The following is a 24,787-nucleotide window of genomic DNA, read 5'->3' as shown; positions in this document are numbered from 1 at the left end:
CATGTCACTCTCGCGACGTGAACTATTGAAGGCACAGGCTGCTGCCGTTGCCGCAGCGGCAGCCGGCATCACCGTTCCAGCGATAGCGCAACCGGTGGCGGGCGGCATCGGATCGCTGGAGATCAAATGGTCGAAAGCCCCGTGTCGCTTCTGCGGCACCGGATGCGGGGTCATGGTCGGCGTCAAGGGCGGCAAGGTCGTTGCCACCCACGGTGACACGCTCGCCGAGGTCAATCGCGGGCTGAACTGCATCAAGGGGTATTTCCTTTCCAAGATCATGTATGGCGGCGACCGCCTGACCACGCCGCTGCTGCGCAAGAAAGGCGGCGTGTTCGACAAGAACGGCGAACTGACGCCGGTGACCTGGGACGAGGCCTTCGACGTGATGGCCGCGCGCGCCAAGACAGTGCTAAAAGAGAAGGGTCCGACAGCGGTCGGCATGCTCGGCTCGGGGCAGTGGACAGCCTATGAAGGATATGCCGCCACCAAGTTGATGCGGGCCGGCTTTCGCTCGAACAACCTTGATCCGAACGCCCGCCACTGCATGGCATCGGCGGCCTACGCCTTCATGCGCACCTTCGGCATGGACGAGCCGATGGGTTGCTACGATGATTTCGAGGCGGCAGACGCGTTCGTGTTGTGGGGCGCGAACATGGCCGAGATGCACCCGATCCTCTGGACGCGGCTGACCGATCGGCGCTTGAGCCATCCGCATGTGAAGGTGGCGGTTCTCTCGACCTTCACTCACCGCAGTTCGGATCTCGCCGACATCCCGATCGTGTTCAAGCCGGGCACCGATCTCGCCATCCTGAACTATATCGCCAACCACATCATCTCGACCGGCCGCGTCAACCAGGATTTCGTCAAGGACCACACGACATTTGTGAAGGGCACGGTCGACATCGGCTACGGCTTGCGCCCGGACCATCCGCTTGAAGTCAAAGCCAAAGGCGCGGCGACAGCGGGCGCGACGCAGGCGATCGATTTTGACGCCTATGCCGGCTTTGTGAAGGACTACACGCTCGAGAAAGTATCCGACCTCACCGGCGTCGAACGCGGCTTCCTGCAGGAGTTGGCCGAGCTCTATGCCGATCCAAAGCGCAAGGTGATGTCGCTCTGGACGATGGGATTCAACCAGCATGTTCGCGGCGTATGGGCCAATCAACTCGTCTATAATCTGCATCTGCTGACGGGAAAGATTTCCGAACCCGGCAATTCGCCGTTCTCACTGACGGGGCAGCCATCCGCCTGCGGCACAGCCCGCGAAGTCGGCACCTTCGCGCATCGTTTGCCCGCTGACATGACCGTCACCAATCCGGAGCACCGCAAGCACACCGAGGAAATCTGGCGCGTGCCGCACGGCATCATTCCGGACAAACCGGGTTATCACGCGGTCGAGCAGGACCGGATGCTTCGGGACGGCAAGCTGAACTTTTACTGGATCCAGGTGAACAACAACCTGCAGGCCGCCCCGAACAATTCCCGCGAGACCTATCCTGGTTACCGGAATCCGGACAACTTCATCGTCGTCTCCGACGCCTACCCGACCGTCACCGCGATGGCCGCCGATCTCGTTCTTCCTGCGGCGATGTGGGTCGAAAAGGAAGGCATGTTTGGCAACGCGGAGCGCCGCACCCATGTGTGGCGGCAGCTCGTCAACGCCCCGGGGGAGGCGCGCTCCGACCTCTGGCAGATCATGGAGTTTTCGAAGCGCTTCACTACCGACGAGGTGTGGCCGGCGCAGATCCTGGCCGACAACCCCAATTACCGCGGCAAAACGCTGTTCGACGCGCTGTTCCGGAACGGCAAGGTCGACAAGTTCGCGACCACTGAAATCCCCGCCGAGTACGAAAATAGCGAGGCCAAGGCTTTCGGGTTCTACGTGCAAAAGGGTCTGTTCGAGGAATACGCCGAATTCGGCCGCGGCCATGGCCACGACCTAGCGCCCTTCGACAGCTATCACGAAGTACGAGGATTGCGATGGCCCGTCGTCAACGGCAAGGAAACCAAGTGGCGCTATCGGGAAGGCCTTGATCCCTACGTTAAGCCGGGCAAGGGCGTCGACTTCTACGGCCAGCCGGACGGGCGCGCCAGGATCATTGCGGTGCCCTACGAGCCGCCCGCGGAATCTCCCGACAAGGAATACGATACCTGGCTGGTCACGGGCCGTGTACTCGAACATTGGCACTCGGGGTCCATGACCATGCGGGTACCGGAACTTTACAAGGCGTTTCCCGGCGCACGGGTATTCATGCATGCGGAGGACGCGCGCTCCAGAGGCATCAATCAGGGCGCCGAAGTCCGGGTAGTTTCGCGGCGTGGCGAAATCCGAAGCCGAGTGGATACCAAGGGACGCAACCGGATGCCGCGCGGCGTCGTCTTCGTTCCCTGGTTCGACGCCAGCCAACTCATCAACAAGGCGACGCTCGACGCAACCGATCCCATTTCCAAGCAGGCGGACTTCAAGAAATGCGCGGTCAAGATCATTCCGGTCTGAAGAGATTTCGAAGTCCCGTAGCAGGCGCTCTGCTCGGCGGCCTGCTGGTGTTCGTCTGCGGCGCGATCTACGCGCAGACCGCGCCCCAGATCGTACCGCGGATTACCGGCGCCGTAGCGCCGATGGGAGATGTGCGGACACCGCCGTTGGCGCGGCCGATCGTCGATGACAAGCGGCTGATGCGCAATTACCCGGAGCAGCCACCGATCGTCCCGCACTCCATCGAGAACTATCAGCTCACGCTCAAGACCAATCGTTGCCTCGACTGTCATCGCCGACAGTACACTGAAGGCTCGGGTGCGCCGATGATCAGTGTCACGCACTTCATGGACCGCGACGGACAGGTTCTAGCCGACGTTACGCCGCGGCGATATTTCTGCACGTCGTGCCATGTCCAGCAGACAGACGCACGACCGCTCGTCCCCAACGCGTTCAAGGACATGCTCCTCGTCGGTTCCGAGAAGAAGTGAGAACCGGGCGATGAAGCGGCTCAAGGAACTGCTGATCTGGTTCTGGCGCATTGCCAGCCGGCCGAGCACGCATCTGAGCCTGGGCGTGCTCGCACTCGGCGGCTTCATCTGCGGCGTGCTGTTCTGGGGAGCCTTCAACACCGCGCTGGAAATCACCAATACCGAGAAGTTCTGCACCTCCTGTCACGAAATGCGCACTAACGTCTTCGAGGAATTGCAGCACACGCCGCACTTCTCGAACCGCTCGGGCGTCCGCGCCAGTTGTCCCGACTGTCACGTCCCGCATAACTGGACCGACAAGATCGCCCGCAAGATGCAGGCGTCCAAGGAGGTCTGGGGCAAGATCTTCGGCACCATCGACACCAGGCAGAAGTTTTTGGATCACCGGCTCGAGCTCGCCAAGCACGAGTGGGCGAGACTGAAGGCGAATGATTCACTGGAATGTCGCAACTGCCATTCTGCCGTCGCGATGGACTTCACCAAGCAGACGCGGCGGGCTGCGGACATCCACGGCAAATTTCTCGTCACCGGCGAGAAGACCTGCATCGACTGCCACAAAGGCATCGCGCATGAGTTGCCCGATATGACAGGCATCGAGCCGGGCTGGCGAGCACCACCCGAGTTGAGGGACCGTCAGAGTTTTCGCGGCAATCCGCGGGACGAACTTGCACGGTACCTCGCCGTCACCGCAGCCGAACAATAGCGCGCGGCCGCGAGCACAGCCTACGTGATAAGCTCGTCATCGCTGAGCCGGCGCCGGTCGACTGATTTGCCGCGCACGCAAGCGCAATTTCGTACAGCGACCTGCGACACGATGGCACGACGGGCAAATCACTTCTGATTTTCCGAAATCGTGTCAAGCCCAGGAATCAAAAATATTTCGCTTAACGCGAGAGGCAAATCAGCCGCATATTTCCGCCCGTCTCACCCGAAGGAGGGGCGCTCGCGATCGTCACGACCGTGCGGTGAGATGCGATGGACGCGGAAGGCGCAAGACGTAGGCGCCCGACGCGTACGGCGAAGTCGTGTGGTTCGGGCGCCGCGGTGCTGGCGTTAAGCTGCGTGAAACTATTTGCGTGGCGACGGAGGCAAAAGAGCCGTTCTCCGGGAAGAGCACGAAGTAAGCCGTAAAGCCATTGCGCAGGGAAGGCCGGGATGCTCCCGCTGTACCTGTATGCTCGTGTGCGCTTTGCTATGCGCAATTGCACGCGAGACCGCGGGTGCAGCAAGCACCCGGTCTTCCCTGCGCCCTCCAATATCGAGGAGGGCAAGAGATATGCAAACCTCGGGCGAGATGCGTCGCGAGAACGCCGCCTGATATTCAGTTGTCATCGTCCGCCAACGGGTCGCGCGAATGCGCGCCCGATGACAGGCTCCGGCGGACGATCCAGAATTCCAGAGACGCCAGTGATGGAACCGAGAAGCCGCAGCGTACTGGATCCCCCGCCTTCGCGGGGGACGACAGTGGTGTGTGCGGCGCACATGGTCACCGCTGGGGCACGAAATCCCCTCGCCTCACGGATGCTGCCGCCACAGAAACAACCCGCGTCAACGCGGCGGTAACTAGTTTCCTTTACCCTCTGCCAACCATAAGTCCCGTGTCGCGGACTTATGGTCAGCGAGTGGCGTGTCATGTTGCGTTTGAAGATCCTGGCCTCGGTGATCCCGCTGGCAATTGTCGCCCTGTTCGCGCGCGACGAATTTTTGGCCGGTCCGCGGCCGTGCATCGAAATATCAGGCACTTCCGTCCGGATCGCCGCCCTCTCCTGGCAGGCGCACCGGCACGTCAGTTTCACCAGCGATCCAGGCCGCGCGACGGTGCGGGTCCAGATTACCGACAACCCGGAAGCGGCCGACTTCACCGTGATCGACGATATCGATACGGCCGAAGCCGGCGCCTGCGCGAACAACGCGCCGCCGCTTCTGGTTGCGATCTCCCGAAATCCCTCGGGCTCGGATCCCGTGATCTATCTTTCCAGGGATGGACCGGCCGACCACCGCATCTTCGTGTCCTCGAAGAGCTTTTCGCTGCTCGATGCCGCCGCCCTGATCGTCGGCGCTCGCGGCGAGCGCCACCGCATCGAAGCGGCGTCGCTCTAGGTTTGGAGCATGGTCTTTTCGGAAAACCGGTTCCCACTTTGCGCGAACGCGGTCCTCCGGGTCCGGACCATGCTCGGTTAACCTTTCATTCACCCTGTTCTCATCGCGGCCGTCATGCGCTGGGAGCCTCAAGCACTTTGCAACGTCGGCGACGCATCGTCTTTCCGAGAGAAGCGGCGAAGCAGGCCGGGGTCAATTCAAGCAGCAAGCTTAGGGTCATTGGCGATGGGGCGGACTTTCCGGATCAAACTTCGCTTTCGCCGCTTCGGCCGCCGTCATCCCTGGCTCACCTTCGCGCTGCGCTCCTTGATGATCTTCTCGGTCGTGTTCGGCGGGGCCTTTGGCTTCATCGCCGGAGCCAAGGCGGAAAATTCCGGCTATGATCCGCACTCTTTTGCGATCGGCGTCGCCCTCCTGTTTGCGATCGCCTGCGTCGCGCTCGCCACCTTCAGCGTCCGGCTCCGCCTGCTGCGCAAGAAGATGCGCAAGGTCGCACTGCATAACGAAGTGTTGGCCGACCGGAACTGGGAATTGCAGGAAGCCGAGCAGCGTACCCGGCGGCTGTTCGAATCGCAGGGCGACCTGATCGTTCTGCGCAACGGCGAGGGTCGTATCACCTATGCCAATGACGCCTATTGCGAACTGGCGCAAATGCCGCGCGACGCGCTGATCGGCAGCCGCTTTGCGCTTACCGTTCTCGAACAGGGCGACACCGCGCTCGAACCGAGCGGCACCCGCGTTCACGACCAGCGGATCGAGGGACCGCTCGGCCCGCGCTGGATCGCATGGCGCGAAGGGTTCGTCCGCAACGACGCCGGAGAGCGGGCGGAAATGCAAAGCGTCGGCCGCGACGTTACCGATCGCACCGAGAGCGAACGCGCGCTGACCGAGGCCCGCGACCAGGCGGACGCGGCAAGCCGCGCCAAGTCGCGCTTCCTCGCGATGGCGAGCCACGAGATCCGCACGCCGCTCAACGGCATCATCGGCATGAGCGGCCTGTTGATGGATACGCCGCTGACGCCGGAACAGGCGACCTATGTCAAGGCGGTGAAGACCTCCGGCGACGCGCTGCTCTCGCTGATCGAGGAACTCTTGGATTATTCCAAGATCGAGGCCGGCAAGATCGATCTCGAACATCGTCCGTTCGCCTTGTCGGGCCTGATCGAGGACATCACCGAATTGCTCGCGCCGCGCGCGGAGGCCAAGAAGATCGAGGTGGCCGCCTATGTCGACGAGCGGCTGCCGACGCACGTGATCGGCGACGCAGCTCGCTTGAGACAGGTGCTGCTCAATCTCGCCGGCAATGCGATCAAGTTCACCTCAACCGGCGGTGTTGCCCTGATCGTCGAGCCCGGCATCTGGCCCAATGAAATCAGTTTCCTGGTGCGCGATACCGGCATCGGCATCGCCCCCGAAGCACGCGAGCGGATCTTTCGCGAGTTCGAGCAGGCCGACGACAAGATCGCCCGCAGCTACGGCGGCACCGGTCTCGGCTTGAGCATCTCCGACCGTATCGTCAAACGCATGGGCGGCCGCATCGCGCTGGCGAGCACGCCGGGCATGGGCTCGACATTCGAAGTGTCGCTTCCCCTTGCCGCCGCCGCCGGCGAACAAATCTCATTTGCGGCGCCGGATCTTTCCGGCCACTCGATCATGCTGGTCTCGCCCGCGAGCATCGAGGCCTCGCTGACCGCGCGGCGGCTGCAGCGCTGGGGTGGGCAGACCTGCATGGTATCAGACGCCAACGTCGCAGAGGCCCTGCTGCCCGAGCGCGCCTGGCACGCCGTGCTGATCGATCACGCGCTGGGGCTCGCCGAAATCGAACGGCTTGGCGAAGCCGCGCGCCTTCATGCCACTCAGCGCATCGTGATGTTTACGCCAGCGACGCGGCACGAGATGCAACCGTCCGCCACTTCCGCCCTCACCGGCTATCTGGTCAAGCCGCTGCGCGCGGCCTCGCTCGCGGCGCGCATGACGGCCGCGCCGGAAGTGGCCGCACCGAGCCTGGATCCGGCCATCGACCCAAGCGAGACGCCGGCCGCGCCGTCAGCCAAGGGCCTGTCGATCCTGGTCGCCGAGGACAACCAGATCAATGCGCTGTTGATCAGATCGCTGCTCGGCCGGCTCGGCCATCACGCCGTCATCACCACCGACGGCGCCGAGGCGCTGGAGTCTTGGCTGTCGGCGAAATCCGCGGGTAGCCCCTACGATCTCGTCCTGATGGACATCCAGATGCCGCAGCTCAACGGCATCGAAACCACCAAGCGGATTCGTACCCTCGAATCCGGTGAGCCGGGTAGCCGGACGCCGATCCTCGCGCTCACCGCCAACACGCTGGTGGAAGATCGCTACGCCTGCTTCGAAGCCGGCATGGACGGATTCTTGATCAAGCCGCTCGACCGCGAAAAACTCGCCGAGGCGCTCGCCGGGTTGATCGCGTCACGGCACATTGCGGCGTGAGTGGGAGCAAAGTCGTCACCGCGAACGCAGGGTTCGTAGGGTGGGCAAAGCGAAGCGTGCCCACCACTCAGGTGTCGGGGGATAGATGGTGGGCACGGCGCAAGGGCGCCTTTGCCCACCCTACGACTACGACACTACAGACGCCGCAGCGCGACCGTCTCCACGAGGTGATCGGCGCGCTTTTTCAGGATCAGCGTCGCGCGCGGTCGGGTCGGCAGGATGTTGTCCTCGAGATTGGCGAGGTTGGTGCGCTCCCAGATCGCGATCGCGGTCGCGGTCGCCTCCTCGTCGGAGAGCACGGCGTAGCGATGGAAGTACGATTTGGGATCGTGGAACGCGGTGTCCCTGAGCGCCAGGAAGCGCCGCACATACCATTCGCGCAGCACCGGCTCCTCGGCGTCGATATAGACGGAGAAGTCGAAGAAGTCCGACACCACGGGCACCGCCTTGCCGTCGCGCGGCAGTCGGCCGGTCTGCAGCACGTTGACGCCCTCGACGATCAAGATGTCCGGGCGATCAACCTCGATCCACTCCTTCGGCACGATGTCGTAGACCAGATGCGAGTAGACCGGCGCGCGCACCGGCCGACGTCCGGCTTTGATGTCGGAAAGAAAGGCCAGCAGCATCGGCAGATCGTAGCTCTCGGGAAAGCCCTTCTTCTGCATCAGCCCCTGCCGCTCGAGCACGGCATTTGGAAACAGGAAGCCGTCTGTCGTCACCAGGTCGACCTTGGGCCGGGGCGACCAGCGGGCGAGCAGCGCCTGCAACACGCGCGCGGTGGTCGATTTGCCGGCGGCAACCGAGCCGGCGACGCCGATGATGTAGGGGACCTTGCGGTCGCGGATACCGAGAAACTGGCGCTGCGCCCGGAAGAGCCGATCGGTCGCATCGACATAGATCGACAACAGTCGCGACAGCGGCAGGTAGATGTCCTCGACCTCCTGCAGGTCAAGGCGGTCATGCATCGAGCGCAGCCGCTCGAATTCGCCCGGCTCCAGCGTCATCGGCGTGTCGTCGCGCAACCGCGCCCACTGCTCGCGCGTGAAGATGCGGTAGGGATTGTATTGCTGTTCCGGGGTGCGGATATCCATGAGCTGCCCTCTCGGCTAGTCGCGCTTGCGCGACGCCTTCTCCTCAAGCCCGGACATCGAGGTCCGCTGCGCCAGCGCGGCTTCGACGTCCTCCAGCTTCACGCCCCGCGACTTCAGAAGCACCAGCAGATGAAACAGCAGGTCAGCGCTTTCGGCAATCAGGTGGCTGCGGTCGTTCTCGACTGCCGCGATCACGGTCTCGACCGCTTCCTCGCCCAGCTTCTTGGCGCAGTGCTCCGCCCCCTTGTCGAGCAATTTGCGGGTGTAGGACGCCTCCCCTCCCGATGCGGCCCGTGCATCGATGGTGGCGGCCAGGTCATGGATCGTGAAACGCGACATCAACCGAACTCAACACTCGCGCCCGGCCAAAGGCCGGGTCGCCGTCCCGGGCAAGGACTTAGCACTTTTGTGACGAGGAGTCGTCAGGGATCGAGCCGCATCGGCAGCCCGGCGCGCACCATGTGCTCCTTGGCTTGGCGTATGGTAAATTCGCCGAAGTGGAATATCGAGGCGGCCAGCACTGCGGTGGCGTGGCCCTGGCGGATGCCGTCGACGAGGTGGTCGAGATTGCCGACGCCGCCGGAGGCGATGACCGGTACGGGAACACTGTCGGCGATGGCCTGCGTCAGCGGCAGGTCGAAGCCTTGGCGGGTGCCGTCGCGATCCATCGAAGTCAACAGGATCTCGCCGGCGCCGAGCGAGACCACTTCCTGCGCGTATTCGATGGCGTCGATCCCGGTGGAGTTGCGTCCACCATGGGTAAAAATCTCCCAGCGGTCCGAGCCGCCGCCGCGCTTGACCCGCTTGGCGTCGATCGCGACCACGATGCACTGCTCACCGAATTTTTCCGCCGCCTGCTTGACGAATTCACGGTTGGAGACGGCGGCCGAGTTGATCGAGACCTTGTCGGCCCCGAAGCGCAGCAGCGTCTTGATATCCTCGATGGTGCGCACCCCGCCGCCGACCGTCAGCGGCATGAAACAGGCTTCCGCCGTACGCCGCACCACATCGAGCATGGTGCCGCGGTTTTCGTGGGTGGCGGTGATGTCGAGGAAGCACAATTCGTCGGCACCGGCCGCGTCATATGCAATCGCCGCTTCGACAGGATCGCCGGCGTCGCGCAGGTCGACGAAATTGACGCCCTTGACCACGCGGCCGTCCTTGACGTCGAGACAGGGGATGACGCGGACCTTGAACATCGCAAAAACTCCTAGGCCGCCGCGCGCGCGTTGCGGATCAGCGTCAAAGCGGCGGCGGGATCCAGCCGCCCATCATAGAGCGCGCGGCCGGCAATGGCGCCGGCGAGCTTTCTGGCGCGCGGCTCGAGCAGCGCCTTGACGTCCTCGATGGAAGCAAACCCGCCGGATGCGATCACTGGAATTGAAATGCGGTCTGCGAGCGCAATCGTGGCATCGAGGTTGAGGCCCTTCAACAGGCCGTCGCGCGCGATATCGGTGAAAATGATGGCAGCGACACCGGCATCCTCGAACCGTTGCGCGATTTCGAGCGCAGTCACCTGCGAGGTCTCGGCCCAGCCTTCCACCGCAACCTTGCCGTCGCGCGCGTCGAGTCCGACCGCGACGCGGCCGGGGAATTTTTTCGCCGCGCCCTTCACCAGTTCCGGATCGCGCACTGCCGCCGTACCGATGATGACCCGCGCGATGCCCTTGTCGAGCCAGGCTTCCACGGTCTTGAGATCGCGGATGCCGCCGCCGAGCTGCACCGGCATGGTGACCGCCTTCAGCATCGCCTCGACCGCCAGCGCGTTCATCGGCTTGCCGGCAAAGGCACCGTCGAGATCGACGACGTGGAGATATTCAAACCCTTGCTCGGCAAAAGCGCGCGCCTGCGCCGCGGGATCGAGGTTGAACACGGTCGCGCGCGCCATGTCGCCCTGCTCGAGGCGCACGCATTGGCCGTTTTTCAGGTCGACGGCAGGAAAGAGGATCACGGCTTCCACTTCAAAAAGTTCGAGATCAGGGCCAGACCGAAACGCTGGCTCTTCTCGGGGTGAAACTGCGTGCCGATGGCGGTGTCTCGGCCTACGATCGCGGTCACCGGCCCGCCGTAGTCGGCACGTGCCAGCACATCGGCCTCATTGGAGGCGTTGAGGTGATAGGAGTGCACGAAATAGGCATGGCGGCCCTTCGGCCCGAGCGGCAACCGCTCCAGCACCGGGTGCTCGCGGACCAGGTCGAGCGTGTTCCAGCCCATGTGCGGAATTTTCAGATTTTCCTCGCGCGGGGAAATCTTCTCGACATCGCCCTCGATCCAGTTGAAGCCGTCGGTCGTGACGTGTTCCTTGCCGCGCGTCGCCATCAACTGCATGCCGACGCAGATGCCGAAGAACGGCCGCGCCTTGGCGCGCACCGCTTCCGTCATCGCTTCCAGCATGCCGTCCACGGCGTCGAGACCCCGGCGGCAATCGGCGAAGGCGCCGACGCCGGGCAGCACGATGCGATCGGCGCGGTACACGGCGTCCGGATCCCGCGTCACCATGACCTTCTGCGGATCTTCCATGCTCCGCGAGGCGCGCTCGAAGGCCTTTGCCGCCGAGTGAAGATTGCCCGAGCCGTAATCGACGATCGCAACGGTCATCGTGGCCCTCCCGGCTCCGGAAACAAACCAATGATTCCGCCTTGCGGCAAGGGCGGCGGCTTGGAGAACGACTGGCCCGGAATGTTGCGGGTCGGCGGCGGTGCGCCGCGATCGACCGACCGTTGGTCGCTGATCAGCCCGCGCTGCCGGCCGGTCCAGCGTTCGAAGAAGCGGTGTTCGGCAGCTTCCTCGTCGTCGGCAACCACGATATCGAGCTGGCGCCATTTGCGCCGCGACAGCGTCCAGCGCCGCAGGCTGGCCGCTTCGAGGCCCATCAGGATGGCGAGCAGGACATCAACAGCGAAGATCGTGCCGCGACTGGCGCCCAGCGCCGACATCCCGAACTGCACGGCTGTCATCAGAACGATCCAGCCGATCAGCGCCAGCCACAGCCGATGCCACAATAGCCAGATCACGCTCGCGACCGCCGCCCAGAAATGGAATCCGTCACGGACAAACACGAACTTGTCGGTCGCCGGAAGATCGGCGCCATTGGCTACGGGGGCATGCACTGTGTAGACCGGCATCGAACCTCTCCGCCGCGAACGAAAACGCGAACAAGCAATCAGCCGCCGAGCTGACCCTTGGTGGAAGGCACTTCACCCGCCGCGCGCGGATCGATCGCAACCGCGGCACGAAGCGCCCTCGCCAAACCCTTGAAACAGGATTCGGCGATATGATGGCTGTTCTCGCCATATAAGGTCTCGACGTGCAAAGTCACGCCGGCGTTGATAGTGAAGGCGTTGAACCATTCGCGCACCAACTCGGTGTCGAACTGTCCGACCTTGTCGCGCGGAAAATCGACCTTGAACACCAGCACCGGCCGGCCCGAAATGTCGATCACGACGCGCGAGAGCGTTTCGTCCATCGGCATGTGGATCGAGGCATAACGGGTGATGCCGGCCATGGTGCCGAGCGCCTGCTTGACAGCCTGGCCCAGCGCGATGCCGACGTCCTCGGTGGTGTGGTGGTGGTCGACATGCAGATCGCCATCCGCCTTGACCATAATGTCGATGCGGGAATGCCGGGCCAAGAGATCGAGCATATGGTCGAAAAAGCCGATGCCGGTCGAAACCTTGGACACGCCCGTGCCATCGAGGTTCACCGCGACCTCGATGTCGGTTTCCTTGGTCTTGCGCTTGATGGACGCTGTGCGCATGAAAACTGCTTCCCTTGGGCCGCTTGGGGCCGAAAACGCGGCCCTTTTAACAGGCAGATGTCACCTTCGCTACTGCGGGATGACGTTTAAAGGGCTGAACTTCGGCCCATGGTGACCGGATTCGGGGGTGAAACGGCGCGATTGTAACCCCTCCCCTCAACCCCTAAATCTGACTGGAAAGAGGGCGATCCATGCAAGCATTTGAAAACAACCTGCCGATCTGGCACGGCACCACGATTTTGACAGTCCGCAAGGGCGGCAAGGTGGTAATCGGCGGCGACGGCCAGGTCTCGATCGGCCAGACCGTCATCAAGGCCAACGCCAAAAAAGTCCGGAAAGTCGGCAAGGGCGACGTGATCGGCGGTTTTGCCGGGGCCACCGCCGACGCCTTTACCCTGTTCGAGCGGCTGGAGAGCAAGCTTGAGCAATATCCGGGGCAATTGACCCGAGCGGCGGTCGAACTGGCCAAGGACTGGCGAACCGACCGCTATCTGCGCCGGCTGGAGGCGATGATGATCGTCGCCGACAAGGACGTCTCGCTGGTCCTGACCGGCACCGGCGACGTGCTGGAGCCGGAAGCGGGCGTGATGGCGATCGGCTCCGGCGGCAACTATGCCCTGGCGGCCGCCCGCGCGCTTGTCGACACCGACAAGGACGCCGAAACCATCGTGCGCCGGGCACTCGATATCGCCGCCGACATCTGCGTCTACACCAACCGCAACGTCACGATCGAAACGCTCTGAGGAGCCGCCGGTCATGGCGCCGGAATATGCCTTCCGCCCGATGACTGTGGCCGACCTGCCGTTGATCCGGCAGTGGCTCGCGCGGCCGCATGTGCGCGAATGGTGGGGCGACCCCTCTGAACAATATGAACTGGTCAGCGGCGATCTCGATGAGCCGGCGATGGATCAGTTCATCGTCTCGACGGGAAGTAACGATTTCGGCTATCTGCAGTGCTACGACCTGACGGCGTGGAATTCAGGCTTTGGCGAACATCCGCGCGGCACCCGCGGCATCGATCAGTTCATTGGAGAGCCCGATATGGTCGGACGCGGCCATGGTTCGGCATTCATCCGCGCTTTCGTCGACGAGCATTTGCGGAACGGCGCGCCGCGCATTGTGACCGATCCCGATCCGGCCAATACCCGGGCCGTGCGTGCCTACGAGAAGGCGGGCTTTGAAAAAGTCGGCATGGTCGATACACCTGATGGCCCCGCTCTATTGATGGTCCGCAAAGCATGACCTCCACCAACAGTATCGAGAAAGCTCCAGTCACGCTTTCGGGCCGACACTGGATATTAATTGCAGCCGGCATCCTCGCGGCGCAAGCTGCGATCCTGTACGGGATGGGACGCCTGCCGATCTGCGCCTGCGGCTACGTCAAGCTCTGGCACGGTGTCGTGCAGAGTTCGGAAAACTCCCAGCACATCGCCGACTGGTATTCGCTATCGCATATCCTGCACGGCTTCCTGTTCTACGGCGCGGCCTTCCTCGCGTTCCCGCGCCTGGCCTGGCAGGGCCGCCTGATACTCGCCATTCTGGTCGAAGGCGGCTGGGAACTGGTCGAGAATTCCGACTGGATCATCAACCGCTACCGCGCCGGCACGATCTCGCTGGATTACTTCGGCGATACCATCGTCAATTCGATTTCCGATATGCTCTTCATGATCGGTGGCTTCCTGCTGGCGAGGAAACTTCCCGTGGCAGTCACCGTCGCTCTTGCGATGTTGTTCGAGCTGGTGATGACGCTCCACATTCGCGACAATCTGACGCTCAACATTATCATGCTGATTCACCCCTTCGAGGCGATCAAGCTGTGGCAGGGTGGCCCGCCGATCATTTAGCGGCCTCGTGCACCGCTTGCTCTCGCAACATTGGACACCTACCTAGGACCCATGACCGACTTTTCTCCCCGTGAAATCGTCTCTGAACTCGACCGCTTCATCGTCGGCCAGGCCGACGCCAAGCGCGCGGTATCGATCGCGCTGCGCAATCGCTGGCGACGGCTGAAGCTAACTGGCTCGCTTCGCGAAGAGGTGCTGCCGAAAAACATCCTGATGATCGGGCCGACCGGCGTCGGCAAGACCGAGATCGCGCGGCGGCTGGCAAAGCTCGCCGGCGCACCCTTCATCAAGGTCGAGGCCACGAAATTCACCGAGGTCGGCTATGTCGGGCGCGACGTCGAGCAAATCGTCCGCGATCTCGTCGAGGTCGCGATCGTGCAGGTGCGCGAGCGCAAGCGCAAGGACGTGCAGGCCCGCGCACAGCTCGCCGCCGAGGAGCGCGTGCTGGACGCGCTGGTCGGGCCGGCCTCCAGCCCGGCGACCCGCGATTCCTTCCGCAAGAAGCTGCGCGCTGGCGAGCTCAACGACAAGGAAATCGAGATCGAGACGCAATCCTCCGGCGGCATGCCGATGTTCGAGATTCCGGGGATGCCCGGCGCGCAGATGGGCGCGATCTCGATCGGCGACATTTTTGGCAAACTTGGAGGGCGAACCAAAACCCGCCGGCTCACGGTCGAAGGCTCGCACGAGATTCTCGTCAACGAGGAATCCGACAAGCTGCTCGACAATGACCAACTCGTGCTGGAAGCGATCGCGGCGGTCGAGAACAACGGCATCGTGTTCCTCGACGAGATCGACAAGATCTGCGTGCGCGAAAACCGCCTCGGCGGCGACGTCTCGCGGGAGGGCGTGCAGCGCGACCTGCTGCCGCTGATCGAAGGCACCACCGTCACGACCAAGCACGGCGCAGTCAAGACCGACCACATCCTGTTCATCGCCTCCGGCGCGTTTCATATTGCCAAGCCCTCGGATCTGTTGCCGGAATTGCAGGGCCGCCTGCCGATCCGCGTCGAGTTGGAGGCGTTGACCCGCGACGACATGCGCCGCATCCTGACCGAGCCGGAAGCGTCGCTCATCAAGCAATATGTCGCGCTGATGCAGACAGAGGGCGTGACGCTCGATATCACCGACGGCGCCATCGACGCGCTGGCGGATATCGCCGTCGCCGTCAACTCGACGGTCGAGAACATCGGCGCGCGGCGGCTGCAGACGGTGATGGAGCGCGTGCTCGACGAGATTTCATTCGCCGCGCCGGACCGTCATGGCGAGACCATCAAGGTCGATGCCGAATACGTGCAGAACCACATCGGCGATCTCGCCAAGAACTCGGATCTGAGCCGGTTTATTTTGTAGCCGTCAACAGATTCTTGTTTTGACGCGTTTTCTTGGCGAACTGGTGTCCACCCCGGATCAAGTCCGGGGCAGGCTTTCGCTTGAAAACGCTCTAAGCGAGATTAGAGACGCGCCCGTCGCACCCGCACATACAGGGCACCCTCGCCGCCATGGGCGATATGGGCTTCCTCGAAGCCGACCACCAGCGCGCGGAATTCCGGCAGCCCGAGCCATTGCGGCACCTGGCGGCGCAGCACGCCGCGCTCGGACTCAGCACCCACCTTGCCCTTGCCGGTGATGACGAGCACGAAGCTCAGCCCGTCATGATGGGCGCGCTGCAGGAAACCGAACAGCGCGCGATGCGCGCGTGTCTGCGTCATGCCATGCAGGTCGAGCCTTGCATCGATCTCCTTGCGACCACGCGACAGATGCGACCGCTCGCGGCGGCCGATCGGCGCCAGCGGCGGTGGTTCCGGCTTTGAAGGCGCAACTATTCGCGCCGGGGCGACGTGCCTCGGTGAAGCGGCGGGTTTCGGAGCGACCTTGTGCTCGGTTTCCGCCAGAGCAGCCGACGGCTTCGAGGAGCGGTGCCGCTTGCGCAAAGGCTTGACCTGCTTGGCGACGCTCTCCCACAGCGCGCGCTCCTCTTCGCTCAGGCCGCGCTTGCGGCGCGGCGGCTCCGGCAATTCGGGAATCAACCTCGACGGCCGGCGTTTCATCGACGATGGCGATATCGGCGCAGGTGACGCGGCTGCGGCTTTGCCGAAACCGCTTCAACCTTCGGCCGCGGTTCTGGAAGCGGTACTGGCTTTGCTACGGCAGCCTGGATGGCCGGGGCTTGCGAGGGCCCGGTTGCAGACGATGTCGTCGCCTGCATCGCTGGCTTGGCGTTGGACGCTGCCGCCGTAACATCGGACGGCTTTCCGGCATTCTTCGGATCCTTTGACGGATCGGTTTGCGGGAACAGTTTTGCGATCGTCTCCGACGGCCGCTCATCGGGCACCGGCATCTTGCGGCCGCGCGCAACCGGATCAAGGCTCTTCGGCGCCAGGATCACGAAGCGGGCATTGTGGCGGAGGCGGCCGGACACCTTGCCGGCGTCGAGGCCGGCGCCAAAGTAAAGATCGGCGCGCGCGGGACCGACGATGGCCGAGCCGGTATCCTGCGCAATCATCAGGCGGCGAAACGGTGTCTTCGATCGCTCCGATTCGATCGGCAGTTCGCCCTCGATGAAAAACGGCGTGCCATAGACATGCAGTGATTTGTCGACCGCGATCGACCGGCCCGGCGTCAACGGCACGCCCTGGGCGCCGACCGCCTCGTCCTTGTCGGAAAGCTGCACCTCGCGGAAGAAGACGTAGGACTTGTTCTGCCGCCGCAGCTCGTCGGCCTCGTTGGGATTCTGTTCCATCCATTCCCGGATCTTCTGCATCGACATCTGATCCTTGGGGATGATGTTGCGTTCGATCAGAATGCGGCCGACCGGCGTATACGGAAAACCATTATGCGCATCGTAATTGATGCGAACGGTCGAGCCGTCGCCGAGGCTGACCCGCGCCGAACCCTGGATCTGCGAGAACAGCAGGTCGGTCTGGTCCTTCAGCCAGCCGATTTCGAGGCCGCGGCCGGCGATTGCGCCGTCCTCGATCTCGGCGCGATCGTAATAGGGCACCAGCTTGCGGCGGCCGATCTTGCGGAACACCTGGCCCTTGTTGGGCAAGCCGGCCGAGCTCTGCGTGGTGCCCCGGACGAACAGGTTCGAGGGCCGGCGATAGATCGGCACCTTGTAGACCTCGTTCTCCGTCCGTGAGCCGTCGACGATGGGTTCGTAGTAGCCGGTAACAAAACCCTCGCCTTCACCAAGCCGCGAAATGCGCAAGGGAAGGAAGTGCTCCTCGAAGAAGGCCCTCGCCTTCACGCCATCTGATAGTTCGAGGCCCCTGGCGACACGGCAGGGATCGCGGAGCGACGTGCCGAGTGCCTTTGGATCGGCGGGCGGCTTTTGCTGCGCCGCTATCGGCCTGCAACTCGTGCGAAATGCCTTGTAGGCGGCGAGATGATCATCCTCGCGCCAGCCCGCGATCTCGGACCAGGCGACCGGCGCATACTGGCCGCCGCTAATCTGAAACGGGAATTCGAGCGGTGGGTATGGTAGGTGCCGGACGGGCTGCGGATGCGAGGGCTTTTGCGCACGTGAATGGCGCACTGCTGCGGCATCCGATGGTGCGATCGAGCACGCCAAAGCGAGCACGCCCAGCGCAAGCCCCGCAAGGCTTCGCGCCTTAGCCCGCGCTTCCGGTGCCAACCAGCTTCCAGTTCGGATCGCGAGAGCTCGTGTCGCGGGCGAAAGTCCAGACATCGGTGATATCGGCGACCTTATCGGGGTTGCCATCGACAATGGCGCCGGTCTTGTCGCGTGTGACCGAAATCATCTGCGACACGAAGCGAACCGTCAGTTGCGCCGCGCGGTCGCGGGCTTCCGCATTTACCAGCTCGGCCTTGTCGATCGAAACAAACCGCGTTTCGGTTTTCTGCTCGTGCTTCTCGCGATCCTTGATCACGGCCTCGAAGCTCTCATAGACTTCGCTCGACAAGAGATCCTTCAGCGCCCGGCGGTCGCCATTGGCGAAGGCCAGCACGATCATCTCGTAGGCGCTGCGGGCGCCGGAGAGAAAGTGCCGCGGATCGAATGAGGAGTCCTGGGCGGTGATGGCGTCGAGGCCCGCGGCAAGCGGCGTGCCCGACTCGGCAATGCCTTTCCAGCGATCGGCCGGCGCAATATCGGCATTCGGCGCCAGCGGCGTCTGATCGATGACGGTACCCGGCATGGGAACGACGTTGTTGTCCTGCGTACGCTGCACGACGTTGGGAGCGGCGCGATCATAGGGCGGACGTTCGCTCCCGGTGCGCTGTCCGAGGACGCTGCGCAGGCGCAGGAAGATAAAGACCGCCAACGCCAGGAAGATGATGGTATAAATATCCACGTCGTATTCGCTTTCTGGTTCCAGCGCCGGCAACGGGCCCGGCGGTCGAGCGTTCCCTGGTGAGAAGCTCTCTTACGAGATTTCCCTGAGAACGGCAGAGATTACATCAACGATCGAGACTGCAGCATGTAGGCATGAAACCGCGCCCGGCCAATGGCGCGTTTTGGCGCGGGCTAATTGTAGCGCGTTTTGGCGACGAGGGGAAACCCGATCGTGGCCGGAAATCACGCGCATTCAATTATTTACGGTACATTTTGCGCGGCTGGCGGGACGGTGTTAGGCATATCCGCCACAATTGACGGCCGGACTGGTCTGCCGCCGAGCAGTCGTCCTTGTGGAACGAGCCGGGGCTATGATAGCCACTCGCCCGGAAAACGCATTTTCAGACGAACCCGGGCCGCGCTCGCGAGCGCTTCAGGAGAGATTTTCATGACAAACGGCAACGGCGCGCCTCCCGAACAGGCCCCTCCCCAGCTCAACGTGCTGGCCCAGTACACCAAGGACCTGTCGTTCGAGAATCCGAACGCGCCCTCCTCGCTGGCGCCGCAGCAGCAGCAGCCCGCGATCAACATCCAGATCAATGTTTCGGCGAACAACCTCGCGCAAAACGAGTTCGAAGTGACGCTCTCGATCGAGGGCAAGGCTGAAAATGCCAGCAAAGTGATGTTCAGCTTCGAACTCGCCTATGCGGGCGTGTTCCGCATCGTCAACGTGCCGCAGGAACAGCTTCATCCGCTGGTCATGATCGAATGTCCGCGGCTGTTGTTCCCGTTTGCGCGCGAGATCATCGCGACCGCGGTGCGCGACGGCGGCTTCCCGCCCTTGATGCTCGATCCCGTGGATTTTGTCGGCCTGTACCGCCAGAACATGGAACGGCAGGCTGCGGCACAGGCCGCTTCGGGCGCCAAGCCGAGCTAAAGGCGGGCGGCGGCTTTTTGCCGCTAGACCGCTGCCGGAAGAAAATCGTTCCAGATCGGCTTGTCGCCCAACGTGGCGATGAAGGCGCGATGGGCCTCGCGGTCCAAGTCGGTGATTCGCGGCGCCAGCGGTATTTCGCGCTGCCGGCGTGGCGTATCACCAATCCCGCTGGTAACCGTGATGCGGGTTTCCGACGCCAGGATCAGTTGCGACTGCCGCGCGCCGATCAGGTCGATATAGACCTCGGCCAAGAGCTCGGCGTCGAGCAGCGCGCCGTGCTTGGTGCGGCGGGAATTGTCGATCGCATAGCGCGAGCAGAGATCGTCCAGCCGATTCGACACGCCGGGATGCTTGCGGCGCGCCAATAGCAGAGTATCGACCAGCCGTTCGCGCAGAATCGGCTGCCGCTTGATGCGATCGAGCTCGGCATTGATGAAGCTGATGTCGAACGAGGCATTGTGGATGACGAGCGGTGCGTCGCCGATAAACTCCAGGAACTCCTCGACCACTTCGGTGAACAGCGGCTTGCTGGCGAGGAACTCGGTCGACAGGCCGTGCACGGCAAAGGCTTCCGCTGGCATGTCGCGCTCGGGATTGATGTAGCGGTGAAACGTCTGCCCCGTCGGCATGCGGTTGAATATCTCGATGCAGCCGATTTCGACCAGCCGATCGCCGCGCAGCGGATCGAGGCCAGTAGTTTCGGTATCGAGAACGATTTCGCGCATGGATGTGAGAGACCGAAGTTTCGACGAATCAGGTCCGCCGCTGCGGCATCTTAGCAACCTCGGCCAGAATGTCGCGGATCCGCGCGCGCACCGGGTCCAGCCCATGCGAGGTATCCACCACGAAATCGGCGCGCTTGCGCTTTTCGGCGTCGGGCAACTGCCGCGCCAGAATGGCGTCGAGGGCCTCTGATGTCATGGTGCCGCGCGCTAAAATTCGCTCGCGCTGGGTTTTCGGATCGGTCGTGACCACGACCACCGCATCGACGCGTTTCTCGCCGCCGGTTTCGAACAATAGCGGGATGTCCATCACGACAACCGGCGCGCCGGACCGCTCGGCCTCATCGAGGAATTTCTGGCGGGACGCGCCGAGCATTGGGTGAACGATCTGCTCGAGCTGCTTGATGGCAGCAGGGTCATGCACCACCTTGGCGGACAATTTGGCGCGATCGACTTTGCCGTCCACCGTCGTGCCGGGAAACGCGGCTTCGATCGCGGGCGCCGCCTCGCCTTCGTAGATTTTGTGAACGGCTGCGTCGGCGTCGTAAACCGGCACGCCCGCCTCGGTGAACAGTTTTGAGGTGGTGGATTTCCCCATCCCGATCGAGCCGGTGAGTCCCAGGATCCGCATCAGATCGCCGTTGCCAAAGTAGTGATTCTAAACATTGAGCAAACCCTCGCCGCGCAGGAACGCCAGTAGCGGCAACAGCGGCAGGCCGAGGATGGTGAAATGGTCGCCCTCGATCCGTTCGAACAAGTGCACGCCTAGCCCTTCGAGCTGATAGGCACCGACGCTGGTGGTGACCGCCTGCCCGGCCTGATCCAGATAGGCTTCGATCTCGCTCTCGCCCAAGCGCCGCATCGTCATTCTGGCAATGCTGAGGTCGGAAAACACTAGCTTGCCGTCACGGGCAACCGCAACGGCGGAGTGCAGCTCGTGCGTCTGGCCGGCAAGCAGCCGCAATTGCTCTGCGGCCTGTGCGCGCCCAGCCGGCTTGCTGAACAGCCGGCTTGCCAAAGCCAGCGTCTGATCGGCGCCGACGACATAACGACCGGGATTTTTCGACGATACGAAACACGCTTTCTCGCGCGCCAGGAGGCCGGCGATTTCACTGGGCGCGGAAAGGCCTGAGTTCTTCTGCACGGATCGTTCGTCGATATCGGCAGGAACGGCGTCGAAGGAAATGCCGGCATTGGCAAGCAGCATTTGCCGCGCGCGGCTCTGCGAGGCGAGAATCAGCGGATGTTGTCCACGCCAAATATTCATCTTGGCTGCGTCATTCCGGAAGCCGCTGCCGCTGGCGATCGGTGAACAGTTTTAGCACCGCCGCCGCGGTTTCCTCGATCGAACGCCGTGTCACGTCGAGCTGCGCCCAACTGAATCTGGCGCTCAGTTTCCGGGCATAGGCTACTTCATCGGCCACCGCCTGACGATCGATGTAATCATCATTGGGGGTATCGGCGCCCATGCTCAGCAAGCGATTTTGCCGGACCTGGATCAACCGCTCCGGTGTCGCATGAAGACTGACGACCAATGGCTTTTTCAGCGTCTCCAGTTGGTGCGGCAGCGGAATGCCCGGGACCAGCGGCACGTTCGCTGTACGGACGCCGCGGTTGGCGAGATAGATCGAAGTCGGCGTCTTCGAGGTGCGGGATACGCCGACGAGAACGACATCCGCCTCTTCCAGGCCTTCGACGTGCTGCCCGTCGTCATGCATCATGGTGTAGTTCAGGGCGTCGATGCGCTTGAAATATTCGGCGTTCAGAACGTGCTGGGCGCCTACCCTGCCCGTCGTCGCCGCGCCCAGATAGGCCTCGAACAACTGCATCACCGGACCAATGATGGAGAGGCTCGGTATGTTGATGTGCCTGCACTTGGCTTCCAGCCGGGCGACCAGATCCTTTTCCAGCAACGTGAAGAGCACGATGCCCGGTGCTTCCTCGATCTCGTCGAGCACGCGGTCGAGCTGCTTCTGGCTGCGCACCAGCGGATAGACATGTTCGACCGCCGTCACGTTGGCGTATTGCGCGGCGACCGCGCGCGCCACCGTGATCAGCGTCTCGCCGGTCGAATCCGAGACCAGATGAAGATGAAAATAGTTGCCGGTCGTGGGCACCAGAACCCCTGTGTATTCCTGTGAATCCTGTGGAGCATAACCGAGATGTCGGGCCCTGGATCGCCGCCTCCGGGAAAACCCTTGGTTTCTTCACAGGGCCTCACGCGAGGACAAGTCCAACGTCTCGCGACAATGATAGTGAGAAGATGTGGATTTGTCTCTTCATAAGCTGACCACAAAACATCGCAAGCGATTGATGCACGTGGTGTTATCAGGACGATCCGGTGTTTGGCCCGAATTGGTGATGGATGTGAACAAGCCTCGCAAAGAGACTGGATGGTTTTGTATGAGTCCAAATCACCGTCACTTAGACTCAAACCTAAGATTCTAAAATTATTAGTTTAGAGAAGCGGTGCTTTGCGGATATGTCTTGCGTCCCACGCTGGCGGGGCTTCTTCGCAACGCTTGAGAAGATCGGAACGTTCCGGAGATCAGGGCGGCTGCAATGTACGAGTGGATCACGATCACGGCCTACCCGTGGATCAAGGCGCTGCATGTGATTGCCGTCATCTCGTGGATGGCCGGCATGCTCTATTTGCCGCGGCTGTTCGTCTACCATTGCGAAGCCGAGGTCGGATCGAAGCAGTCCGAAACCTTCAAGGTGATGGAGTGGCGCCTGCTGAAGGTGATCATCAACCCCGCGATGATCATCACCTGGCTGGCCGGGCTCTATTTGGCCTGGAGCGGACATTGGTACACGTCCGGCTGGTTTCACGCCAAACTGACGCTGGTGCTCATCCTGTCGGGCGTCCACGGCTTTTTTTCCCGCTGGGTTAAGGACTTCGCCGCCGACCAGAATGCCAAAAGCCAGAAATTCTATCGTATTATCAATGAGGTACCAACCGTACTGATGATCTTTATCGTCATCCTGGTGATCGTGAAGCCGTTCTAGGGCAGCTTTTCGTGGGTCGGTCGGTTTCTCGCCTGCTTGCGAAGCGGCGGCCGATTTTCTATATTGTCGAAATCCCACCCCACGCAGGCGGATGTGGCTGCGTTCCGGCTCCTTCATTGGACCGGCCGCCGCATCAGGTTTGAAGCCTCACCGGCGCTTTCCTTGCTTAGACCTGCGGACCTTCCATTTTTCGTGTCCGGCTTTTCCCAAAGCCAGCTTCGCACCCTTCTTAAAAGACACTCCACAGGACCACCCCAATGCGGGAAATGAAACTCCAAGACCTCAAATCGAAAACGCCGGCCGAGCTCGTTACGTTCGCCGAAGAGAGCGGGGTCGAGAACGCCAGCACCATGCGCAAGCAGGAGCTGATGTTCGCCATTCTCAAGCAGCTCGCGATTCAGGAAATCGACATTATCGGCGAAGGCGTCGTCGAGGTTCTCTCCGACGGCTTCGGTTTCCTGCGCTCGCCCGACGCCAACTACCTGCCCGGCCCCGACGATATCTACGTCTCGCCCTCGCAGATCCGCCGCTTCGGCCTGCGCACCGGCGACACCATCGAAGGCCACATCCGCAGCCCGAAAGAAGGTGAACGCTATTTCGCGCTGCTGAAAGTCAACACGCTCAATTTCGAAGATCCGGAAAAGTCCAAGCACAAGGTCAATTTCGATAATTTGACGCCGCTGTTTCCGGATCAGCGCTTCCGTCTCGAGCTCGAAGACCCGACGCGAAAAGACCTTTCTGCACGGGTGATCGATATCGTCGCCCCGATCGGCAAGGGCCAGCGCGCGCTGATCGTGGCGCCGCCGCGCACCGGCAAAACCGTGCTGATGCAGAACATCGCGCACTCCATTACGGCCAATCATCCGGAGTGCTATCTGATCGTGCTTCTGATCGACGAGCGTCCGGAAGAAGTCACGGACATGCAGCGTTCGGTGAAGGGCGAGGTGGTGTCGTCCACCTTCGACGAACCGGCGGTGCGTCACGTTCAGGTCGCCGAGATGGTGATCGAGAAAGCCAAGCGCCTGGTCGAGCACGGCCGCGACGTCGTGATCCTCCTCGATTCGATTACGCGTCTCGGCCGCGCCTACAACACCGTGGTGCCGTCATCGGGCAAGGTGCTGACCGGCGGCGTCGACGCCAACGCGCTGCAGCGGCCGAAGCGATTCTTCGGCGCCGCGCGCAACATCGAAGAGGGCGGTTCGCTCACGATCATCGCCACCGCTCTGGTCGATACCGGCAGCCGAATGGACGAAGTCATCTTCGAAGAATTCAAGGGCACCGGTAACTCCGAACTGATCCTCGACCGCAAGGTCTCGGACAAGCGGACCTTCCCGGCGATCGACATCTCGCGCTCCGGCACGCGGAAGGAAGAGCTGATCACCGATCCGCAGCTCCTGAAGAAGATGTACGTGCTGCGCCGGATTCTCAATCCGATGGGCACCATGGACGCGATCGACTTCCTGCTCGACAAGCTCCGCAACACCAAGAACAACTCCGAGTTCTTCGACTCCATGAATACCTGAGCCGCCAAGCCAGGGGCTTAGGGGAGGGCGCCTCGCACCCGCGGGGCGCCCTTTTTCATGCTGCGGTCATCGCTGCGATG

At 62.6% G+C, this 24,787-nt stretch carries 26 protein-coding genes; 12 read left to right on the top strand and 14 right to left on the bottom strand.

The window, feature by feature from the left end; genetic code table 11:
• Position 1: 1 nt before the first annotated feature.
• From napA to V1277_RS14795, 5 genes are all read left to right on the top strand, one after another.
• A complete protein-coding gene (gene napA / locus V1277_RS14815; protein WP_334416934.1) occupies positions 2-2,497 on the top strand; it encodes a periplasmic nitrate reductase subunit alpha in 2,496 nt (831 codons plus the stop codon).
• Positions 2,470-2,967: a nitrate reductase cytochrome c-type subunit gene (locus tag V1277_RS14810; RefSeq protein WP_334416932.1), complete on the top strand. Its 498-nt coding sequence runs from the start codon at positions 2,470-2,472 to the stop codon at positions 2,965-2,967. The genes napA and V1277_RS14810 overlap by 28 nt, the downstream gene beginning before the upstream one ends.
• Before the next feature lie 10 nt (positions 2,968-2,977).
• Positions 2,978-3,670, top strand: coding sequence for a cytochrome c3 family protein (locus V1277_RS14805; RefSeq protein WP_334416930.1), 693 nt, complete (start codon positions 2,978-2,980; stop codon positions 3,668-3,670).
• Positions 3,671-4,599: 929 nt separating this feature from the next.
• The gene (locus tag V1277_RS14800; protein WP_334416928.1) at positions 4,600-5,067 is read left to right on the top strand and encodes a hypothetical protein; all 468 of its coding nucleotides are present in this window, start codon (positions 4,600-4,602) and stop codon (positions 5,065-5,067) included.
• A 225-nt stretch (positions 5,068-5,292) separates the two neighbouring features.
• Complete coding sequence (locus tag V1277_RS14795) at positions 5,293-7,527, top strand: PAS domain-containing hybrid sensor histidine kinase/response regulator (RefSeq protein ID WP_334416926.1); 2,235 nt, start codon at positions 5,293-5,295, stop codon at positions 7,525-7,527.
• Positions 7,528-7,661: 134 nt separating this feature from the next.
• Here the strand turns inward: V1277_RS14795 and coaA are convergent, their stop codons facing one another.
• The 7 genes from coaA to hisB all read right to left on the bottom strand — a co-directional run bounded on the left by coaA (position 7,662) and on the right by hisB (position 12,375).
• Entirely contained in the window at positions 7,662-8,618 is a 957-nt protein-coding gene (coaA, locus tag V1277_RS14790; RefSeq protein ID WP_334416924.1) for a type I pantothenate kinase, read from the bottom strand.
• A gap of 15 nt (positions 8,619-8,633) precedes the next feature.
• Positions 8,634-8,957, bottom strand: coding sequence for a phosphoribosyl-ATP diphosphatase (locus V1277_RS14785; RefSeq protein ID WP_334416922.1), 324 nt, complete (start codon positions 8,955-8,957; stop codon positions 8,634-8,636).
• An 83-nt stretch (positions 8,958-9,040) separates the two neighbouring features.
• On the bottom strand, positions 9,041-9,817 hold the full coding sequence (gene hisF / locus V1277_RS14780; protein WP_065746333.1) for an imidazole glycerol phosphate synthase subunit HisF: 777 nt from the start codon (positions 9,815-9,817) through the stop codon (positions 9,041-9,043).
• 11 nt (positions 9,818-9,828) lie between these two features.
• Positions 9,829-10,578, bottom strand: a complete 750-nt coding sequence (gene hisA / locus V1277_RS14775) for a 1-(5-phosphoribosyl)-5-[(5-phosphoribosylamino)methylideneamino]imidazole-4-carboxamide isomerase (protein WP_334416919.1) — start codon at positions 10,576-10,578, stop codon at positions 9,829-9,831.
• Positions 10,566-11,216 carry an imidazole glycerol phosphate synthase subunit HisH gene (gene hisH / locus V1277_RS14770; protein WP_334371658.1) on the bottom strand — a complete coding sequence of 217 codons (651 nt, stop codon included), beginning with the start codon at positions 11,214-11,216 and terminating at the stop codon, positions 10,566-10,568. Before hisH ends, hisA begins: the two co-directional genes overlap by 13 nt.
• Complete coding sequence (locus V1277_RS14765) at positions 11,213-11,743, bottom strand: DUF2628 domain-containing protein (protein WP_334416916.1); 531 nt, start codon at positions 11,741-11,743, stop codon at positions 11,213-11,215. The genes hisH and V1277_RS14765 overlap by 4 nt, the downstream gene beginning before the upstream one ends.
• A gap of 38 nt (positions 11,744-11,781) precedes the next feature.
• Positions 11,782-12,375 (bottom strand): imidazoleglycerol-phosphate dehydratase HisB, encoded by a 594-nt coding sequence (gene hisB / locus V1277_RS14760; protein WP_334416914.1) that lies wholly within the window; start codon positions 12,373-12,375, stop codon positions 11,782-11,784.
• Between the two features lie 191 nt (positions 12,376-12,566).
• Here hisB and hslV point away from each other — a divergent pair, with 191 nt between their 5' ends.
• The 4 genes from hslV to hslU are packed head-to-tail and all read left to right on the top strand — an operon-like array spanning position 12,567 to position 15,572.
• On the top strand, positions 12,567-13,118 hold the full coding sequence (gene hslV, locus V1277_RS14755) for an ATP-dependent protease subunit HslV (protein ID WP_334416912.1): 552 nt from the start codon (positions 12,567-12,569) through the stop codon (positions 13,116-13,118).
• A gap of 13 nt (positions 13,119-13,131) precedes the next feature.
• A complete protein-coding gene (locus V1277_RS14750; protein WP_334416910.1) occupies positions 13,132-13,617 on the top strand; it encodes a GNAT family N-acetyltransferase in 486 nt (161 codons plus the stop codon).
• Positions 13,614-14,219: a DUF2585 domain-containing protein gene (locus V1277_RS14745; protein ID WP_334416908.1), complete on the top strand. Its 606-nt coding sequence runs from the start codon at positions 13,614-13,616 to the stop codon at positions 14,217-14,219. Before V1277_RS14750 ends, V1277_RS14745 begins: the two co-directional genes overlap by 4 nt.
• A 51-nt stretch (positions 14,220-14,270) precedes the next feature.
• A complete protein-coding gene (hslU, locus tag V1277_RS14740) occupies positions 14,271-15,572 on the top strand; it encodes an ATP-dependent protease ATPase subunit HslU (RefSeq protein ID WP_334416906.1) in 1,302 nt (433 codons plus the stop codon).
• A gap of 101 nt (positions 15,573-15,673) precedes the next feature.
• Here hslU and V1277_RS14735 read toward each other — a convergent pair whose 3' ends face one another.
• From V1277_RS14735 to V1277_RS14725, 3 genes are read right to left on the bottom strand one after another with little or no spacing between them, the layout of a single operon-like run.
• Positions 15,674-16,270: a Smr/MutS family protein gene (locus V1277_RS14735; RefSeq protein ID WP_334416904.1), complete on the bottom strand. Its 597-nt coding sequence runs from the start codon at positions 16,268-16,270 to the stop codon at positions 15,674-15,676.
• Entirely contained in the window at positions 16,267-17,856 is a 1,590-nt protein-coding gene (locus V1277_RS14730) for an MltA domain-containing protein (protein ID WP_442894487.1), read from the bottom strand. The genes V1277_RS14735 and V1277_RS14730 overlap by 4 nt, the downstream gene beginning before the upstream one ends.
• Positions 17,834-18,535 (bottom strand): Tim44/TimA family putative adaptor protein, encoded by a 702-nt coding sequence (locus tag V1277_RS14725; RefSeq protein WP_334416899.1) that lies wholly within the window; start codon positions 18,533-18,535, stop codon positions 17,834-17,836. Before V1277_RS14725 ends, V1277_RS14730 begins: the two co-directional genes overlap by 23 nt.
• Before the next feature lie 429 nt (positions 18,536-18,964).
• Between V1277_RS14725 and secB the strand changes: the two genes are divergently transcribed.
• Positions 18,965-19,453 (top strand): protein-export chaperone SecB, encoded by a 489-nt coding sequence (secB, locus tag V1277_RS14720; RefSeq protein WP_334416898.1) that lies wholly within the window; start codon positions 18,965-18,967, stop codon positions 19,451-19,453.
• A gap of 23 nt (positions 19,454-19,476) precedes the next feature.
• On the opposite strand, the gene dnaQ is transcribed toward secB, so the two are convergent.
• From dnaQ to V1277_RS14700, 4 genes are read right to left on the bottom strand one after another with little or no spacing between them, the layout of a single operon-like run.
• Positions 19,477-20,283, bottom strand: a complete 807-nt coding sequence (dnaQ, locus tag V1277_RS14715) for a DNA polymerase III subunit epsilon (RefSeq protein ID WP_334416896.1) — start codon at positions 20,281-20,283, stop codon at positions 19,477-19,479.
• The gene (coaE, locus tag V1277_RS14710; RefSeq protein ID WP_334416894.1) at positions 20,207-20,806 is read right to left on the bottom strand and encodes a dephospho-CoA kinase; all 600 of its coding nucleotides are present in this window, start codon (positions 20,804-20,806) and stop codon (positions 20,207-20,209) included. The genes dnaQ and coaE overlap by 77 nt, the downstream gene beginning before the upstream one ends.
• 27 nt (positions 20,807-20,833) lie before the next feature.
• Positions 20,834-21,442: a Maf family protein gene (locus V1277_RS14705; protein ID WP_334416892.1), complete on the bottom strand. Its 609-nt coding sequence runs from the start codon at positions 21,440-21,442 to the stop codon at positions 20,834-20,836.
• A gap of 10 nt (positions 21,443-21,452) precedes the next feature.
• Positions 21,453-22,292 carry a pyruvate, water dikinase regulatory protein gene (locus tag V1277_RS14700; RefSeq protein ID WP_334371677.1) on the bottom strand — a complete coding sequence of 280 codons (840 nt, stop codon included), beginning with the start codon at positions 22,290-22,292 and terminating at the stop codon, positions 21,453-21,455.
• Positions 22,293-22,737: 445 nt separating this feature from the next.
• Here V1277_RS14700 and hemJ point away from each other — a divergent pair, with 445 nt between their 5' ends.
• Both hemJ and rho read left to right on the top strand, forming a co-directional pair.
• Positions 22,738-23,184 (top strand): protoporphyrinogen oxidase HemJ, encoded by a 447-nt coding sequence (gene hemJ / locus V1277_RS14695; RefSeq protein WP_334416890.1) that lies wholly within the window; start codon positions 22,738-22,740, stop codon positions 23,182-23,184.
• Positions 23,185-23,441: 257 nt separating this feature from the next.
• Positions 23,442-24,707: a transcription termination factor Rho gene (rho, locus tag V1277_RS14690; protein WP_057834504.1), complete on the top strand. Its 1,266-nt coding sequence runs from the start codon at positions 23,442-23,444 to the stop codon at positions 24,705-24,707.
• Positions 24,708-24,787: the final 80 nt, after the last annotated feature.

This window comes from Bradyrhizobium sp. AZCC 1588, from assembly GCF_036924735.1.
GTDB lineage: Bacteria > Pseudomonadota > Alphaproteobacteria > Rhizobiales > Xanthobacteraceae > Bradyrhizobium.
Note: the sequence above shows the minus strand (reverse complement) of the source record. Positions and strands in the feature narration are given on the sequence as shown.

Excerpts from the sequence above, each read along its gene's own strand:
- secB (WP_334416898.1), top strand. The coding sequence starts at position 18,965 with ATGACAAACGGCAACGGCGCGCCTCCCGAACAGGCCCCTCCCCAGCTC.
- hslV (WP_334416912.1), top strand. The coding sequence starts at position 12,567 with ATGCAAGCATTTGAAAACAACCTGCCGATCTGGCACGGCACCACGATT.
- hisB (WP_334416914.1), bottom strand. The coding sequence starts at position 12,375 with ATGCGCACAGCGTCCATCAAGCGCAAGACCAAGGAAACCGACATCGAG.
- V1277_RS14745 (WP_334416908.1), top strand. The coding sequence starts at position 13,614 with ATGACCTCCACCAACAGTATCGAGAAAGCTCCAGTCACGCTTTCGGGC.
- hslU (WP_334416906.1), top strand. The coding sequence starts at position 14,271 with ATGACCGACTTTTCTCCCCGTGAAATCGTCTCTGAACTCGACCGCTTC.
- V1277_RS14785 (WP_334416922.1), bottom strand. The coding sequence starts at position 8,957 with ATGTCGCGTTTCACGATCCATGACCTGGCCGCCACCATCGATGCACGG.
- rho (WP_057834504.1), top strand. The coding sequence starts at position 23,442 with ATGCGGGAAATGAAACTCCAAGACCTCAAATCGAAAACGCCGGCCGAG.
- V1277_RS14705 (WP_334416892.1), bottom strand. The coding sequence starts at position 21,442 with ATGAATATTTGGCGTGGACAACATCCGCTGATTCTCGCCTCGCAGAGC.
- coaA (WP_334416924.1), bottom strand. The coding sequence starts at position 8,618 with ATGGATATCCGCACCCCGGAACAGCAATACAATCCCTACCGCATCTTC.
- hisF (WP_065746333.1), bottom strand. The coding sequence starts at position 9,817 with ATGTTCAAGGTCCGCGTCATCCCCTGTCTCGACGTCAAGGACGGCCGC.
- V1277_RS14750 (WP_334416910.1), top strand. The coding sequence starts at position 13,132 with ATGGCGCCGGAATATGCCTTCCGCCCGATGACTGTGGCCGACCTGCCG.
- V1277_RS14765 (WP_334416916.1), bottom strand. The coding sequence starts at position 11,743 with ATGCCGGTCTACACAGTGCATGCCCCCGTAGCCAATGGCGCCGATCTT.
- V1277_RS14805 (WP_334416930.1), top strand. The coding sequence starts at position 2,978 with ATGAAGCGGCTCAAGGAACTGCTGATCTGGTTCTGGCGCATTGCCAGC.
- V1277_RS14795 (WP_334416926.1), top strand. The coding sequence starts at position 5,293 with ATGGGGCGGACTTTCCGGATCAAACTTCGCTTTCGCCGCTTCGGCCGC.
- hisH (WP_334371658.1), bottom strand. The coding sequence starts at position 11,216 with ATGACCGTTGCGATCGTCGATTACGGCTCGGGCAATCTTCACTCGGCG.
- napA (WP_334416934.1), top strand. The coding sequence starts at position 2 with ATGTCACTCTCGCGACGTGAACTATTGAAGGCACAGGCTGCTGCCGTT.
- V1277_RS14735 (WP_334416904.1), bottom strand. The coding sequence starts at position 16,270 with ATGAAACGCCGGCCGTCGAGGTTGATTCCCGAATTGCCGGAGCCGCCG.
- hemJ (WP_334416890.1), top strand. The coding sequence starts at position 22,738 with ATGTACGAGTGGATCACGATCACGGCCTACCCGTGGATCAAGGCGCTG.
- V1277_RS14810 (WP_334416932.1), top strand. The coding sequence starts at position 2,470 with ATGCGCGGTCAAGATCATTCCGGTCTGAAGAGATTTCGAAGTCCCGTA.
- V1277_RS14800 (WP_334416928.1), top strand. The coding sequence starts at position 4,600 with ATGTTGCGTTTGAAGATCCTGGCCTCGGTGATCCCGCTGGCAATTGTC.
- coaE (WP_334416894.1), bottom strand. The coding sequence starts at position 20,806 with ATGCGGATCCTGGGACTCACCGGCTCGATCGGGATGGGGAAATCCACC.
- dnaQ (WP_334416896.1), bottom strand. The coding sequence starts at position 20,283 with ATGGGCTGGACCCGGTGCGCGCGCGGATCCGCGACATTCTGGCCGAGG.